Annotated in this window: 15 protein-coding genes; 12 read left to right on the plus strand and 3 right to left on the minus strand. The window is 65.4% G+C overall.

Translation table 11 applies throughout. From position 1 onward, the window contains the following. The first annotated feature begins 221 nt into the window (after positions 1–221). Genes DDT93_RS03340 through DDT93_RS03350 form a run of 3 tightly spaced genes read left to right on the plus strand, consistent with a single transcriptional unit; the run spans position 222 to position 2560 of the window. On the plus strand, positions 222–518 hold the full coding sequence (locus DDT93_RS03340; RefSeq protein WP_109464363.1) for a virulence factor: 297 nt from the start codon (positions 222–224) through the stop codon (positions 516–518). Positions 519–544: 26 nt separating this feature from the next. Then, positions 545–1474 (plus strand): methylenetetrahydrofolate reductase, encoded by a 930-nt coding sequence (locus tag DDT93_RS03345; RefSeq protein ID WP_109464364.1) that lies wholly within the window; start codon positions 545–547, stop codon positions 1472–1474. Positions 1475–1498: 24 nt separating this feature from the next. Beyond that, the gene (locus DDT93_RS03350; protein ID WP_109464365.1) at positions 1499–2560 is read left to right on the plus strand and encodes a methyltetrahydrofolate cobalamin methyltransferase; all 1062 of its coding nucleotides are present in this window, start codon (positions 1499–1501) and stop codon (positions 2558–2560) included. Positions 2561–2691: 131 nt separating this feature from the next. On the opposite strand, the gene tpiA is transcribed toward DDT93_RS03350, so the two are convergent. After that, positions 2692–3444 (minus strand): triose-phosphate isomerase, encoded by a 753-nt coding sequence (gene tpiA, locus DDT93_RS03355; RefSeq protein ID WP_109464366.1) that lies wholly within the window; start codon positions 3442–3444, stop codon positions 2692–2694. A 91-nt stretch (positions 3445–3535) separates the two neighbouring features. Here tpiA and DDT93_RS03360 point away from each other — a divergent pair, with 91 nt between their 5' ends. After that, positions 3536–4450: an isopenicillin N synthase family dioxygenase gene (locus DDT93_RS03360; protein ID WP_109464367.1), complete on the plus strand. Its 915-nt coding sequence runs from the start codon at positions 3536–3538 to the stop codon at positions 4448–4450. Between the two features lie 75 nt (positions 4451–4525). Here DDT93_RS03360 and tgt read toward each other — a convergent pair whose 3' ends face one another. Continuing rightward, the gene (gene tgt, locus DDT93_RS03365) at positions 4526–5656 is read right to left on the minus strand and encodes a tRNA guanosine(34) transglycosylase Tgt (RefSeq protein WP_109464368.1); all 1131 of its coding nucleotides are present in this window, start codon (positions 5654–5656) and stop codon (positions 4526–4528) included. Between the two features lie 109 nt (positions 5657–5765). On the opposite strand from tgt, the gene DDT93_RS03370 reads away from it, so the two are divergent. The 3 genes from DDT93_RS03370 (at position 5766) to DDT93_RS03380 (ending at position 7856) form a co-directional block, all read left to right on the plus strand. Then, complete coding sequence (locus tag DDT93_RS03370) at positions 5766–6554, plus strand: enoyl-CoA hydratase-related protein (protein ID WP_109464369.1); 789 nt, start codon at positions 5766–5768, stop codon at positions 6552–6554. Between the two features lie 139 nt (positions 6555–6693). Next, complete coding sequence (locus tag DDT93_RS03375; protein WP_109464370.1) at positions 6694–7584, plus strand: SPFH domain-containing protein; 891 nt, start codon at positions 6694–6696, stop codon at positions 7582–7584. After that, positions 7584–7856 (plus strand): NfeD family protein, encoded by a 273-nt coding sequence (locus DDT93_RS03380; RefSeq protein ID WP_109464371.1) that lies wholly within the window; start codon positions 7584–7586, stop codon positions 7854–7856. The genes DDT93_RS03375 and DDT93_RS03380 overlap by 1 nt, the downstream gene beginning before the upstream one ends. Here the strand turns inward: DDT93_RS03380 and DDT93_RS03385 are convergent. Beyond that, entirely contained in the window at positions 7846–9639 is a 1794-nt protein-coding gene (locus DDT93_RS03385; RefSeq protein WP_109464372.1) for an adenylate/guanylate cyclase domain-containing protein, read from the minus strand. The two genes, DDT93_RS03380 and DDT93_RS03385, sit on opposite strands and share 11 nt — an antisense overlap. A gap of 156 nt (positions 9640–9795) precedes the next feature. Here DDT93_RS03385 and DDT93_RS03390 point away from each other — a divergent pair, with 156 nt between their 5' ends. The 5 genes from DDT93_RS03390 to lon all read left to right on the plus strand — a co-directional run bounded on the left by DDT93_RS03390 (position 9796) and on the right by lon (position 14730). Then, a complete protein-coding gene (locus DDT93_RS03390) occupies positions 9796–10158 on the plus strand; it encodes an SUF system Fe-S cluster assembly protein (RefSeq protein ID WP_109464373.1) in 363 nt (120 codons plus the stop codon). A 133-nt stretch (positions 10159–10291) separates the two neighbouring features. Then, the gene (locus tag DDT93_RS03395) at positions 10292–10906 is read left to right on the plus strand and encodes a hypothetical protein (protein ID WP_109464374.1); all 615 of its coding nucleotides are present in this window, start codon (positions 10292–10294) and stop codon (positions 10904–10906) included. Then, a complete protein-coding gene (locus DDT93_RS03400; RefSeq protein WP_109464375.1) occupies positions 10903–11613 on the plus strand; it encodes a hypothetical protein in 711 nt (236 codons plus the stop codon). Before DDT93_RS03395 ends, DDT93_RS03400 begins: the two co-directional genes overlap by 4 nt. A 32-nt stretch (positions 11614–11645) precedes the next feature. Continuing rightward, positions 11646–12011: a HesB/IscA family protein gene (locus tag DDT93_RS03405; protein WP_109464376.1), complete on the plus strand. Its 366-nt coding sequence runs from the start codon at positions 11646–11648 to the stop codon at positions 12009–12011. A gap of 307 nt (positions 12012–12318) precedes the next feature. Next, complete coding sequence (gene lon, locus DDT93_RS03410; protein ID WP_109464377.1) at positions 12319–14730, plus strand: endopeptidase La; 2412 nt, start codon at positions 12319–12321, stop codon at positions 14728–14730. Positions 14731–14768: the final 38 nt, after the last annotated feature.

The raw sequence follows: 14768 nt of genomic DNA on the forward strand, positions 1-14768 counted from the left end.
CCCTCCGATTTTCGAGTTGTCTTTACGATAGGGGCGCGGCCGGTTTCGCGCAAGGTCTCGTATCGCGGGAACGGCAGGTGGCAAGCTCTCGCCGGGGCGATTTATTGTTGTGCTGCCTGTCGCCGCGCCGACGTCGCTCGTATCACGGGTTGTGTCGAAAACGGCACGTGGCGGGGGCGGGGGCTGACGTATTTAGGGCCGAAGAGAAGAGGAATCAGACGATGCCGGATGTCACAATCGTGTATTGGCGCGATATCCCCGCGCAGGTGATCGTGGGCAAGGGCCGTCGTGGTTCCAAGCGGCAGCTGGCCGAGCGCTTTGAACAGGCGATCGACCGGGCGGCGATGAAGGTGAATGCCAAGGATACGGATGCGTACCTTGCGGAATGGCGCAAAGGCGAGCCCTACGAGGTGGAGGGCGAACCGGACGCGGTGGCAGAGGCCGAGGCGGTTCGGCTCGAGACGGAATACGACACGAACCGCATCAAGGCCCTGATCGACAACGACGGGTGGGCATGAGTCCACGATCCTTATGGGAGGCCGCCATGGCTCTGTTGAACTTCAAGAAGCGCGAAACCACGGGGCCGAAACCGGCCAACGCCCAGGTCGAGGCGTTTCTTGACGGCTATTCCATCGAGGTGATGCCGCGCACCGCCGAGAAGGTCGAGGATTTCCGCGCCCTGCTGCCCGAAGGCACCCGCGTCTACATCGCCCATATCGAGGGCACCCCGATCGAGGACATGGTCGCCACCGCCAAGCGCCTGAATGCGGACGGTTTCCCGGTCATGCCGCACTTTCCCGCGCGCATCATCAAGGACAAGGCGACGCTCGGCGACTGGATCGCCCGCTACCAGGGCGAGGCCGACGTGAACCAGGCCCTGCTGCTGGCGGGTGGCGTGGCCACGCCCCACGGCGATTTCGACAGCTCGATGCAGTTGATGGAGAGCGGTCTGTTCGGCAAGGCCGGGTTCAAGCGTCTGCACGTGGCAGGCCACCCGGAAGGCAACCGCGACATCGACCCCGACGGCTCGATGAGCAATGTGATGGACGCGCTGCGCTGGAAACAGAAATTCGCCGAGAGCAGTGACGCCGAGATGGCGCTGGCGACGCAGTTCTGCTTCGACGCCAAGCCGATCATCGCCTGGGCGGACTCGCTGAAGGAGGCGGGCATCGACCTGCCGATCCACATCGGCATCGCCGGCCCGGCCAAGCTGCAGACCCTGATCAAGTTCGCCATCGCCTGTGGTGTCGGCCCCTCGCTGAAGGTGCTGCAGAAGCGCGCGATGGACGTCTCCAAGCTGCTGCTGCCCTACGAGCCGACCGAGGTCCTTGCCGATCTCGCCGCCCACAAGGCCGCGAACGCCGACTTCAACATCACCAACGTGCATTTCTTCCCGCTTGGCGGTATCAAGACCAATGCGACCTGGGCGATCGAAAATGGCGGCGCCTCCGGGCGTCCGGCCGACGCAGAATAACCAATTACCCCGGGGGAGGACGACATGACCCGCACCATCGTTGAGAGCAAATCCAAGACGGCGATCATCGGCTTTGACCAGCCGTTCTGCGTGATCGGCGAGCGGATCAACCCCACCGGACGCAAGAAGCTGGCCGCCGAACTGGAGGCCGGGGATTTTTCGACCGTCGAGAAGGACGCGCTGGCGCAGGTCGCCGCCGGGGCCACCATGCTCGATGTGAACGCGGGCGTGGTCTACAACTCGAACCCCAACCCGAACGAGACCGAGCCGCCGCTGATGGTCGAGATGATCAAGCTGGTGCAGGGGCTGGTCGACGTGCCGCTCTGCATCGACAGCTCGGTGCCCGCCGCGCTCGAGGCCGGTCTGGAGGTCTGTGAGGGCCGTCCGCTGCTGAACTCGGTGACCGGCGAGGAAGAGCGGCTGGAGTTCATCCTGCCGCTGGTCAAGAAGTACAACGTGCCGGTGGTGGCGATCTCGAACGACGACACCGGCATCTCCGAGGATCCGGACGTGCGCTTTGCGGTCGCCAAGAAGATCGTGGAACGCGCCGCCGACTTTGGCATTCCGGCCCATGACATCGTGGTCGATCCGCTGGTGATGCCGGTGGGGGCAATGGGGACGGCCGGTCTGCAGGTCTTTGCCCTGGTGCGCCGTCTTCGCGAGGAACTGGGTGTGAACACCACTTGCGGTGCGTCGAACATCTCCTTCGGGCTGCCGAACCGCCACGGGATCAACAATGCCTTCCTGCCGATGGCCATCGGTGCAGGCATGACCTCGGCGATCATGAACCCGGTGGCGCTGCCGGTGACGCAGAAGGCGATTGCCGAGAAGAAGGCCGCTGTCGAGGCCGCGGGTATCATGCTGCCGCCGGAGATGGACGACGAAACCTTCGTGACGGTCTTCGGCCTTGGCTCGATGCAGTCGCGCCCGGGCAAGGAGATGGAGGCGATCCGCGCCGCCAACTTCCTGATGAACAACGACGCCCACGGCGCCGAGTGGATCCGCTTCAACAAGCCACCTGCCGCCGCCGGGGAAGAAGGCCGGGGCCGCGGTGGCCGCGCCGGCGGACGCCGCCGCCGGGCGTGATGTAGGTTGCGCCCCGGACCTGATCCGGGGCCTTTCCTACACAAGCAAACCATCGGCGCCCCGGACGTGATCCGGGGCCGCGCGAACATCCCCCGGGGGCCCCGGATCACGTCCGGGGCGTTTTCGTGGCTTTAGCTGCTCGCTTCGAGGGCCGCCACGATGGGCGAGAAATCCTCCGCCGTCAGGCTCGCACCGCCGACAAGGGCGCCGTCCACGTCGCCCACCGCAAAGATCTCGGCGGCGTTGGCAGCCTTCACCGAACCCCCGTAGAGCAGGCGAATGGCCCCTGCGACGGAGCGGCCGAAGCGTTCGGCGAGCCGGTCGCGCATGAAGCCGTGAACCTCGCCGATCTGCTCCACCGTCGGAACCTTTCCGGTGCCGATGGCCCAGATGGGTTCGTAGGCGATCACCACGCTGTCGCCGGTGATCCCGTCGGGGATGGAGCCTTCCAGCTGGGAACCGATCACGGCAAGGGTCTGACCCGCTTCGCGCTGCTCGAGGCTCTCGCCGACGCAGATGACAGCGACCAGCCCCGCCGCGATGGCGGCTTCCGACTTGGCCCGCACGGCGGCATCGCTCTCGCCGTGATCCTGACGCCGCTCGGAATGGCCGGTGATGACATGGCTCGCGCCTGCATCTCGCAGCATGTCCGCGCTGATGTCGCCGGTATGGGCGCCGCTCTGCGCGGCATGGCAGTCCTGACCGCCGATCTTCAGCGTGCCGCCCTGCGACAACCCGGCGGCGCGGTGCACCAGCGTGGCGGGCGGGCAGATCAGGATCTCGCAGGCCGGGTCGGGATGGGCGGAGACCAGCCTAGCCAGTTCGGCCAGGTCTGCCCCCGTTCCGTTCATTTTCCAGTTCCCTGCCGCGAGTTTGCGCTTCATGCCGTTTTCCTTTGTCGTCATCGCTTTGCCTCGTGGTAGCATCGCCCCGACGGCGAAACAATCACGCGACCTTGCGGAAGGAGTTAGAGCGATGATCCCCAATCTCGACATGGCCAAGCTGGCGGCACGCGACCCCGGCGAAATGGCGCGCCTGACCCATGCGTTGCGCGAGGTCGGATTCCTGACCCTGTCGAACACCGCTCTGGACCCGGCCGAGGTGCGCGCGGCGATCGAGGCCTATCGCGGCTTCTTCCGGTTGCCCGAGGCCGAGAAGCGCAGTGTCGACATGGCGCGCACCGGATCCAACCGGGGCTGGGGCGCTCCGGCCTCGGAACAGGTCGACCCGGATGCCAATCCGGATTTCAAGGAAGTCTTCGACTGCGGCTGCGAACTTCGCGCCGACCACCCGCTGCAGGCGCTGGCCCTGCCGGTCTATGCCCCGAACCTCTGGCCCGCGGCGCAGCCGGATTTCCGAACGGCCATCGAGAACTACCTCGGCGCGGCGCGCGGGGTCGCTATGGATCTCCTGCGCGCGATGGCGGTGGCGATGGACGAGGAGGAGACCGCCTTTGACCGGGCTTTCGATGCGCCGATGGCGCTGCTCAGGGGCAACTACTATCCGAAGCGGCCCGAGTGGGCAGGTGAGAAGGATTTCGGCATCGCGGCGCATACCGACTACGGCTGTCTAACCTTGCTGGCCACCGATGGCATTCCGGGGCTGGAAGTGCGGCTTGCCGACGGGCGCTGGCAGCCGGTCTCGGCAAAGCCCGGCACCTTCATCGTGAACTTCGGAGAGATGCTGGAGTTCTGGACCGGCGGGCGGGCAAAGGCCACCCTGCACCGGGTCATTGGCGGCCCGCAGGAACGCATCTCGGTCCCGCTCTTCTTCAACCCGGCCCATGACACCAACGTGGCGCCCCCGGGATCGGGGCAGGTCATCTCGGCGGGGGATCACCTGTCGCGCCGGTTCAACGAGACCTACATCCACCTGCGCGAAAAGGCCTGAGGCGGGCGGGCGCCTGATCATCTCTTTTCTTCAAATACTCACGGCGTGACGATTCCGCCGACGCGCCCCCCGGGGTCAGAGCGGTTCGATATCGCCCTTGGCCCGCTGGGCGTGGAAGTCGGTCTCCCATGCTGCAAAGCGCTGCCCGGAGATGGCGTCGCGCATGCCCTGCATGATCTCCTGGAAGTAGTGCAGGTTGTGCCAGGTCAGCAGCATGCCCGAGATCATTTCCTGCGCGCGGAAGACATGGTGCAGGTAGGCGCGCGAGTAGCTGCGGCAGGCGGGGCAGGTGCAGGCCTCGTCCAGTGGGCGGGGGTCGTCCGAGTGGCGTGCGTTCTTGATGTTGACGACGCCGTGGCGGGTAAAGGCCTGGCCGGTGCGGCCCGAGCGCGAGGGCAGCACGCAGTCCATCATGTCGATGCCGCGCTTCACTGCGCCGACGATGTCGTCGGGCTTGCCCACGCCCATCAGGTAACGCGGCTTGTCGGCAGGCAGCATGTCGGGGGCGTAGTCGAGGACGCCGAACATCGCCTCCTGACCTTCGCCGACGGCGAGGCCGCCAACCGCGTAGCCGTCGAATTCGATCGCCTTGAGTGCCTCGGCGCTCTCGCCGCGCAGATGTTCGGTGACGCCGCCCTGCTGGATGCCAAAGAGCGCGCGGCCGGGCCGGTCGCCGAAGGCATCGCGCGAGCGCTGCGCCCAGCGCATCGAGAGCCGCATGCTCTCGGCCACGCGATCCTCGGTGGCGGGCAGGGCGGGGCATTCGTCGAAGCACATGACGATGTCCGAGCCGAGCAGCTTCTGGATTTCCATCGAACGTTCGGGGCTGAGCATGTGTTTCGAGCCGTCGATGTGGCTGCGGAAACTCACGCCTTCCTCGGTCAGCTTGCGCAGTTCGGCCAGCGACATGACCTGAAACCCGCCGCTGTCGGTCAGGATCGGCTTGTCCCAGTTCATGAACTTGTGCAGCCCGCCGAGGCGGTCGATGCGTTCGGCGGTGGGGCGCAGCATCAGGTGGTAGGTGTTGCCCAGCAGGATGTCTGCCCCGGTCGCCGCCACGCTTTCGGGCAGCATGGCCTTGACCGTCGCGGCGGTGCCCACCGGCATGAAGGCGGGGGTGCGGATCTCGCCGCGCGGGGTCGAGATCACGCCGGTGCGCGCCTTGCCGTCCACCGCGTTCAGCGCGAAAGAAAACCGTTCCGTCATCGTCTGTCTCCGGGTCTGTCGCGCATCCTTTAGGCGTCACGGCGCGCAATGCCAAGCCTTGCCAAGGGCGCGGGGCGGGGCCAATCTCGGCGTCGGAGGAGGAGACGAGATGAACCAACCCTACCAGCCCGAGCTGCTGAGCCGGGCGCTGAGCGATGGTGTGCTGACCCTGACGCTGGGAGGCGGGCGGGCGCATCCGCTGTCCTCCGCGATGATCGCCGCGCTGCACGAGGCCGTGCTGTCGGCGGGAGCGGACGCTGACATGCGCGTCGTGGTGATCCACGGGCCCGGCGGCATCTTCTGCGCGGGGCATGACCTGAAGGAGATCGCCCGGCACCGTGCCGACGCGGACGAGGGCGCGGCCTTCCTGACCGGCCTGTTCGCCGATTGCAGTGCGCTGATGGTGGCGCTGTCGGAGTTGTGCAAGCCGACCATCGCGATGGTGGAGGGCATCGCCACGGCGGCGGGGTTGCAACTGGCGGCGGCCTGCGACCTTGTGTTCGCCTCCGATGCGGCGCGGTTTCAACTGCCCGGGGTGAACAACGGCGGGTTCTGCACCACGCCTTCGGTCGGCGTTTCCCGCGCCATATCCCTGCGTCACACGATGGAACTGGCGCTGTCGGGCGAGGCGCTGGATGCCGAATGGGCGCTGCGCGCGGGGCTGGTCAGCCGTGTCGTTCCGGCGGACGAGTTGGAGCAGGAGGTGCGGGCCTTTGCCGAACGGCTCGCTGGGCGCAATCCCGGGCCCATCGCGGCGGGGAAGGCGGCGCTGCTGGCCCAGCGTGCGCTGCCGCTGGCCGAGGCCTATGCCCAAGCGACCCCGGTGATGGTGAGCCACTTCATGGATCCGGTCCGTCGGAGCCGGGAGGCCGAGAGCCCCTTCGGCAAGGGCGGCTGAGACACTGGTACGCACCGCTGGGCGTTGCGCTTTTGCCATCGCCCGGCGGCTCAAGGGGCCTGTCGGGCCCCGCGACTATTCCTTTCCGGCGAAGCCGCACCCACATTGACCTCGACTATTACTGCACGGAATCGATTTCATGACCGAAGATGACCTTCTCGCCCTTCTGAGTGGCAGCCTGCCGTACCTGCTGGGTGCGCTCCTTCTGATCCTCGTGGTGTTCAAGGGGATCAGGATCGTGTCGCAGTCCGAGAAACACGTGGTCGAACGCTTCGGGCGCCTGCATTCGGTGCTTGGGCCGGGGATCAACTTTGTCGTGCCCTTCCTCGACGTGATCGCGCACAAGATCTCTATCCTCGAGCGGCAGCTCCCGACCGCCAGCCAGGATGCGATCACCCGCGACAACGTGCTGGTGCAGGTCGATACCTCGGTGTTCTACCGGATCATCGAGCCGGAAAAGACGGTCTACCGGATCCGCGACGTGGATGCGGCCATCGCCACCACCGTTGCAGGGATCGTGCGGGCCGAGATCGGCAAGATGGATCTGGACGATGTCCAGTCCAATCGGTCCCAGCTGATCTCGACGATCAAGTCCAGCGTCGAGGACGCGGTGGACGACTGGGGGATCGAGGTGACGCGGGCCGAGATCCTTGACGTGAACCTCGACCAGGCGACCCGTGACGCCATGTTGCAGCAGCTGAACGCCGAACGAGCGCGGCGCGCGCAGGTGACCGAGGCCGAGGGCAAGAAGCGCTCGGTCGAGCTGGCCGCCGATGCCGAGCTCTATGCCGCCCAGCAGACCGCCAAGGCGCGGCGTATTCAGGCCGAGGCCGAGGCCTATGCCACCGGTGTCGTCGCCGAGGCGATTGCCAAGAACGGGCTCGAGGCGGCGCAGTACCAGGTGGCGCTGAAGCAGGTCGAGGCACTGAACGCGCTTGGCAATGGCGCTGGTAAGCAAACGATCATTCTGCCCGCGAATGCGCTGGAAGCCTTCGGTGACGCCTTCAAGCTGCTGAAGGGAGGGCGTTGATGCTGTTCTGGACGATCTGGTGGGTCTGGCTCTGCTTTGCTCTGGTCCTGGCGATCCTCGAGGTCGCGGTCTCGGGGTTCATCTTTCTGGGCTTCGCCATCGGCGCAGTGATCGTGGCGCTGCTGATCCTCGTGTTTGGCCTCCTGCTGAGCCTGCCGCTGCTGCTGCTGATCTTTGCCGCGCTGTCGCTGGTGGCCTGGCTGCTGCTGCGGCGCAGCTTCTCCACGGGGCACGGGCAGGTCAGGCGGGTGCACCACGATATCAACGACTGACGGCCAGCAGGGTCGCGGGCGCGCCGGTCGTCAGGCGTGAGCGTGCAAGGTCCAGCGCTTCCGCCAGCTCCGTTTTCAAGCGGCGGCGCGTTGAGCGGTCCTTGTAGCGTTCCACCTCGATGAACAACTCGGGGTCGAATTCGGGGTCGATGGTCATGAGACGGGCGGCGGCGCGGGTCAGCCTATCTTCGCGGTCAAGGTGCAGGGCGGCCGCCACGCGGTAGGCCGCCGCCCTGCGCGTGATGCGGGGAAAGGCCGTCGCCTCCTGGTAGCAGGCCTCGAAATCGCCCTTCTCCCAATTGGCCATGACCCCGATCTCGCGGCAGTACTCCGGCAGGAAGGGGTCCAGCCGCTCCGCGCGCCGCTGGTAGAGCAGGGCGGTTTCCGCATCCCCGAGAAAGCAGTGCACGGCTCCGACGAAGGCCACGACGTAGGCGTGGTTCGGCGTCAGTTCCAGCGCCCGGTTGTAGTGGTAGAGGCTGCTTTCGTAGTTTTCTTCGTAGAGGTTCAGCGAGCCGAGAATGCGGTGCACTTCGGCGCTGCCGGGGTCGAGCGCGAGCGCCTTGCGGCCCAGCGCCCATGCCTCTTTCATGTAGTCCTCGTGGCTCCACTCCGCCCGGGTCGCGACCGCGCAGGCCTTCCAGGCGTAGACCCGCCCGAAAGTGGGATCCTTCTCGATGGCGCGATCGAACCAGCGGATCGCCTCTTCGGCGTTTTCCTGCGTGATGCCGCCCATGCGATGATAGCTCATCCCGCGCAGGAAGCAGTCGAAGGCTTCCATGTCCTTGGGGCGCTTGCGTTCCGCCTCGGCGGTGGCGCTGCTCTCGACCTTGCCGCGAACCGCCGAGGCGATGCGACCGAGGAGATCGTCCTGCACCTGAAACAACTCGTCCTCGGGGAAGTCGTAATACTCGCTCCAGACCTGCTGGCCGGTCAGCCCGTCGGTCAGCCGTGCAGTCAGGCGGATGTTCGGACCCATGCGCCGCACACCGCCTTCGACACAGTAGCGGGCGCCGGTGATGCCGCAGACCTGCGCCACCGAGGCGTCGGTGTTCTTGAGCGCGAAGCTGCCGCTGCGCGAGATCACTTCCATGTCGGTAAAGCGGGCGACCTCGGTGATCAGGTCCTCGGTAAAGCCATCGGCAAAGAATTCCTGCTCGGGGTCGGTGCTGCGGTTGAGGAAGGGCAGAACGACGACGACATGAGAGCGCATCGGGGCCGGGGCGACCTGCCGGGGCTGGCTTGGTTGCTGCGAGGGCATGAGGCTGTGATACCCAAGCTCGCCGACAACGCAGTAGAGTTCCACGGGGTTCGCGAAGCCCTTGAGAGGATGGGTGCCGCGCGGTTCGAAGCGCAGCTGCGCCGCGGCCTTGACCATCTCGAAGACGGTGCGTGAGAGATAGACCTTGCCGGGTTCTGCCTCTGCCTCGATCCGGCTGGCGAGGTTGACGCCTTCGCCGAGGATGTCGTTGTCCTGCGCGATGACGTCCGCAAGGTGAATGCCCAGCCGGAGCTGGAGGTCGATGTTGGCCTGGCCGAGGGGAGAGGTCAGTTCCTGCTGCAGGTGCCAGCCAGTGCGAACAGCGTCCACCGGGCTGGAGAATTCCGCCAGAAACCCGTCACCGGCCCAGCTTACGACGCGCCCGTGGGCGTTCTCGATTTCCGTCTGGACGAGTTGGCGTAGCAGGTCGAGTCGTTGCAGAGTTCCAGTTTCATCGTCCGCCACGCGGCTGGAAAAGCCCACCACATCGCCTGCCAGAATGGTTGTAAGCCGTCTTTGCACGGATCACCCCCTATCGATGGAAACAGTATACCTTGACGTAGGGTCAATGTCATCCGGCCTGTTGTCCGTCCCGATCACAAATGACGCGAGGTGGGCCACTGGACGGGGTGGCCCATATTCCCTATATCTTTGGTAAGGAACAACCCAGAGGCCCCGATGTCCCATTCGCCCGAGCCCCTCGAAGGCACGCCGCTGATCGCGCCGTCGAGCACAGATCATCCGCTGTACGATCAGGTCGTCGATGCGTGTCGCACGGTCTACGACCCGGAGATCCCGGTCAATATCTACGAGCTGGGTCTGGTCTATACCATCGACATCAATCCCGAGAACGAGGTCAAGGTCGTCATGACCCTGACGGCACCGGGCTGTCCCGTGGCCGGCGAGATGCCGGGCTGGGTGGTCGATGCGGTCGAGTCGATCCCGGGCGTCAAGCAGGTCGATGTCGATCTGACCTGGGAACCGCCCTGGGGCATGGACATGATGAGCGACGAGGCGCGGCTTGAGCTGGGCTTCATGTAAGCCCCTCTGCCTGTTCGTCTTTCAAACCCGGTCACCTTTGTTGGCCGGGTTTTTTGATGGCGGTATGGCTTTCATTTTTTCATTGATAGCGATTTTGCTTTCTTTTTTGAGATGAAAGCGATATCGGTATCCCATGAAACGCTTTGCAGTCCTGACGGGCGATATCGTGGCCTCCACCGATCTCGGCCCCGAACAACTGACCGAAACCATGGAAGCGCTGCGCGCCGCGGCCCGCGAGATCGCGGGCTGGGCCGATGGCATGGAAACCGGGTTCGCCCAGCGCGGTGGCGATGGCTGGCAGATGGCGCTGGACCGCCCGGTGCTGGCGTTCCGGGCCACGCTCTACCTTCAGGCCGTCCTGCGGCGATTGGCCGAGGGGCGCACGACGCGCATCGCGGTGGCCGAGGGGGCAGGGAGCCTGCCCGACGACCGGGATCCGAACAAGGCGCATGGGCCGGCCTTTACCGCCTCCGGGCGCGGGCTCGACCAAATGGGCACCCACGTCCTCCTGCTGCATGCCGAGGGTGGGGCGACTGGCGCGGCCTACCGGCTGGCGGATGCACTGGCGGCCGGGTGGACCCAGGCGCAGGCAAGGGCGCTCTGCCAGATGCTGCCCCCCGGCACGGTGACTCAGGCCGAGGCCGCGGCCGAGCTTGGCATAACCCGGGCTGCGGTCCAGCAGGCGCTGGCGGCTGCCGACTACCGGGCCCTGCATGACGCGCTGCAAATGATGGAGACAGGTGCATGATGGAGACCTTTGCGGCGCTGCTGCTGGCCCTTGCGGCCTCCGAACTGCTCGACCCCTGCCGAGGCGGGCGCGCCGAGGTTCCGGGGCTCTGGGTCCTGCGCTCCGTCCTGTTCCTTGCGCTGGCGCTGCTCTGTCTAGGCACGTGGCACCCGGTCATTCTGGGGCTGGCCGCCGGACACCTTGCGCTTCGCCTGGCGCGTCGGCTGGCGCCCGAGGGCAGGCTCTGGCCGTTCATGGCGGAGAATGGCCTGCTGCTGGCCGGGATCCTCGGCACCGCGATCCTGCTGCCGGGGCTCTGGCCCGGGGGGCTCTGGAGCGCACAGACGGTCCTGCCGGGGCTGATGGCGGCGGCGGCGGGTCTGGCCATTGCGACGGCCATCGGGGGCGAGGCCATCGGGCTTCTGCTCAGCGGCTACGATGCCCCGGAGCAGAAGGCGGGTCTGCCCCACGGCGGGCGGCTGATCGGGTTGCTGGAGCGGAGCATGATCTTTCTGCTGATCCTCGTGGGTCAGCCTGCCGGGGTCGGCTTTCTGATCGCGGCCAAGTCGATCCTGCGGTTCGAGGAAACCCGGGATTCCAACATCGCCAGCGAGTACATCATCATCGGCACGCTGGCCTCATTCGCCTGGGCCATGGCCTGCGCCTGGGCCACACTGGCACTGATCGACGTCCTGCCCCCCATTGGAATTCCGACCGAAACACCATAGATTAGGACTCGAAACGCAATAGGAACCAGACCATGTTCGGTATTCCCGGCAAGCAGGCCGTATCCATGACCCCCGCTGCGGCGGCACAGATTTCGAAGCTGATGACCAAGGACGGCCATGCCGGCCTGCGCATCGGCGTCAAGAAGGGTGGCTGCGCGGGCATGGAATACACCATGGAATACGTCGACCAGACCGATCCGATGGACGAGGTGGTCGAGCAGGACGGCGCGCGGGTGATGATCGCCCCGATGGCGCAGATGTTCCTCTTTGGCACCGAGATCGACTACCAGACCTCGCTGCTGGAGTCGGGGTTCCGCTTCAACAACCCCAACGTGGCCGAAGCCTGCGGTTGCGGCGAGTCGATCAAGTTCAACGAGATGCCGGCCTCGCAGGGCTGAGGCCCTCGGAAAACACGTTTTCGTTAATCCTGCGGAAACCAGAATTCACGAAAGATGAAAGCAAGAGCGACCCCCGGTGGGCGCTTTCCCGGGCATTTCGGCCAGATGCCCGGCGCGCACCTGTTTTTGCACAAGTCCGACCGATTTCGGCCCTTGTGCTTGCCACGCACGGGGGTCATGCTGACCGTCAGCCGACCGTCGGCGAGGTTGAAAAAGGGGGACCAACCCCCCAACTATCCGAAGTGGAGACGGCCGGAGTTGCCCGCAATCGGGGACCGGCGCCGTTTTGCCTAATAAAGGAAAGAGCATGAAAGACCCTCTCAACTCCTCTTATCCTGTCCTGCCTCTGCGCGACATCGTGGTGTTCCCCCACATGATCGTGCCGCTCTTCGTGGGCCGCGAGAAATCGGTGCGCGCACTGGAAGAGGTGATGGCGGATGACAAGCAGATCCTGCTGTCCAGCCAGATCGACCCGAGCGTGGACGATCCGACGACCGACGGGATCTATGACAGCGGCGTTCTTGCCAACGTGCTGCAGCTGCTGAAGCTGCCCGATGGCACGGTGAAGGTTCTGGTCGAAGGCCAGGCCCGGGTCCGCATTACCGAATACCTGGACAACGACGCCTTCTTCGAGGCGCGCGCCGAGTACCTTGAAGAGGTGCCGGGCGACGAGGAAACCACCGAGGCGCTGCTGCGCACCGTGGGCGAGGAATTCGCGCGTTACGCCAAGGTCCGCAAGAACATTCCCGAGGAGGCACTGGCCGCCGTCGGTGAATCGACCGAGCCCGCCAAGCTGGCCGACCTCGTGGCCGGACATCTGGGCATCGACGTCTCGGCCAAGCAGGACCTGCTGGAAACCCTGAGCGTCAGCGAGCGGCTGGAGAAGGTCTATGGCCTGATGCAGAGCGAGATGAGCGTTCTGCAGGTCGAGAAGAAGATCAAGACGCGCGTCAAGAGCCAGATGGAGAAGACGCAGCGCGAGTACTACCTGAATGAGCAGATGAAGGCCATTCAGAAGGAACTCGGCGACGGCGAGGACGGCAGCAACGAAGTCGCCGAGCTGGAGCAGAAGATCGAAGAGACCAAGCTGTCGAAGGAAGCGCGCGAAAAGGCCGAGGGCGAGCTCAAGAAGCTGCGCAACATGAGCCCGATGAGCGCCGAAGCGACGGTTGTCCGCAACTACCTCGACTGGATGCTGTCGATCCCGTGGGGCACCAAGTCCCGCGTCAAGAAAGACCTGCACCGCGCACAGGACATCCTCGACAACGACCACTACGGTCTCGAGAAGGTCAAGGAGCGGATCGTCGAATACCTGGCCGTGCAACAGCGCAGCCAGAAGCTGAAAGGCCCGATCCTCTGCCTCGTCGGCCCTCCGGGTGTCGGCAAGACCTCGCTCGGCAAGTCGGTCGCCAAGGCGACGGGGCGCGAGTTCATCCGCATCAGCCTTGGCGGTGTGCGCGATGAATCCGAGATCCGCGGTCACCGTCGGACCTACATCGGCTCCATGCCCGGCAAGATCATCCAGGCGCTGAAGAAGGCCAAGACCACGAACCCGCTGATCCTGCTCGACGAGATCGACAAGATGGGCCAGGACTTCCGTGGTGACCCGGCTTCGGCAATGCTGGAGGTGCTCGACCCGGAACAGAACTCGACCTTCGTCGACCACTACCTCGAAGTGGAATACGACCTGTCGAACGTCATGTTCCTGACCACGTCGAACAGCTACAACATGCCCGGGCCGCTGCTGGACCGGATGGAGATCATCCCGCTGGCTGGCTACACCGAGGACGAGAAGCGCGAGATCGCGCATCAGCACCTCGTGCCGAAGCAGATCAAGAACCACGGTCTGAAGACCAAGGAGTTCGAGCTGACCGAGGATGCGCTGACCGAGATCATCCGCACATACACCCGCGAGGCGGGCGTGCGGAACCTCGAGCGCGAGATCGCCAAGGTCTGCCGCAAGGCGCTGACCAAGATCGTCAAGAAGGAGGCCGACACCGTCAAGGTCACGGCCGAGAACCTCGACGATTACCTCGGCGTGCCGAAGTACCGCTTTGGCCTGGCCGAACTGGAAGATCAGGTCGGTGTCGTGACCGGGCTGGCCTATACCTCGGTGGGGGGCGAACTGCTCCAGATCGAGGCGCTGCGTCTCCCCGGCAAGGGTCGGATGAAGACCACCGGCAAGCTTGGTGACGTCATGAAGGAGTCGATCGACGCGGCCTCGTCCTACGTGCGGTCCATCGCGCCGCAGATCGGGGTCAAGCCGCCGCGCTTTGACAAGTGGGACATCCACGTGCACGTGCCCGATGGCGCGACGCCCAAGGACGGTCCGAGCGCGGGTCTCGCGATGGTGACCTCCATCGTGTCGGTGCTGACGCAGATCCCGGTCCGCAAGGACATCGCCATGACCGGCGAAGTCTCGCTGCGCGGGAATGCCATGCCGATCGGCGGGTTGAAAGAGAAACTGCTCGCAGCTCTGCGGGGCGGCATCAAGACGGTGCTGATCCCCGAGGAGAACGAGAAGGATCTGCCGGATATCCCGGACAACGTGAAGAAGGGGCTCAAGATCATCCCCGTCAAGCACGTGTCCGAAGTGCTGAAGCTGGCCCTCGTGCGCGAGCCGGAGCCCATCGAATGGGACGAGGCGGCCGAGGAAGCGGCAGCGGCGCAGGCGGCGATCGCCACGCCGGAGAGCGGCACATCGGCAACCGCGCACTGAGCGGAAGCAGATATAACGACAAGGGCGGCCCAAGTGGC

The sequence above is a fragment of the Albibacillus kandeliae genome, from assembly GCF_003116585.1.
GTDB lineage: Bacteria > Pseudomonadota > Alphaproteobacteria > Rhodobacterales > Rhodobacteraceae > Albibacillus > Albibacillus kandeliae.

Bases quoted from the DNA above. Each gene is read 5' to 3' on its own strand.
- DDT93_RS03370 (WP_109464369.1), top strand. From the start codon at position 5,766: ATGAACCAACCCTACCAGCCCGAGCTGCTGAGCCGGGCGCTGAGCGAT.
- DDT93_RS03395 (WP_109464374.1), top strand. From the start codon at position 10,292: ATGAAACGCTTTGCAGTCCTGACGGGCGATATCGTGGCCTCCACCGAT.
- DDT93_RS03400 (WP_109464375.1), top strand. From the start codon at position 10,903: ATGATGGAGACCTTTGCGGCGCTGCTGCTGGCCCTTGCGGCCTCCGAA.
- lon (WP_109464377.1), top strand. From the start codon at position 12,319: ATGAAAGACCCTCTCAACTCCTCTTATCCTGTCCTGCCTCTGCGCGAC.
- DDT93_RS03405 (WP_109464376.1), top strand. From the start codon at position 11,646: ATGTTCGGTATTCCCGGCAAGCAGGCCGTATCCATGACCCCCGCTGCG.
- DDT93_RS03345 (WP_109464364.1), top strand. From the start codon at position 545: ATGGCTCTGTTGAACTTCAAGAAGCGCGAAACCACGGGGCCGAAACCG.
- tgt (WP_109464368.1), bottom strand. From the start codon at position 5,656: ATGACGGAACGGTTTTCTTTCGCGCTGAACGCGGTGGACGGCAAGGCG.
- DDT93_RS03380 (WP_109464371.1), top strand. From the start codon at position 7,584: ATGCTGTTCTGGACGATCTGGTGGGTCTGGCTCTGCTTTGCTCTGGTC.
- tpiA (WP_109464366.1), bottom strand. From the start codon at position 3,444: ATGAAGCGCAAACTCGCGGCAGGGAACTGGAAAATGAACGGAACGGGG.
- DDT93_RS03360 (WP_109464367.1), top strand. From the start codon at position 3,536: ATGATCCCCAATCTCGACATGGCCAAGCTGGCGGCACGCGACCCCGGC.
- DDT93_RS03340 (WP_109464363.1), top strand. From the start codon at position 222: ATGCCGGATGTCACAATCGTGTATTGGCGCGATATCCCCGCGCAGGTG.
- DDT93_RS03350 (WP_109464365.1), top strand. From the start codon at position 1,499: ATGACCCGCACCATCGTTGAGAGCAAATCCAAGACGGCGATCATCGGC.
- DDT93_RS03375 (WP_109464370.1), top strand. From the start codon at position 6,694: ATGACCGAAGATGACCTTCTCGCCCTTCTGAGTGGCAGCCTGCCGTAC.
- DDT93_RS03390 (WP_109464373.1), top strand. From the start codon at position 9,796: ATGTCCCATTCGCCCGAGCCCCTCGAAGGCACGCCGCTGATCGCGCCG.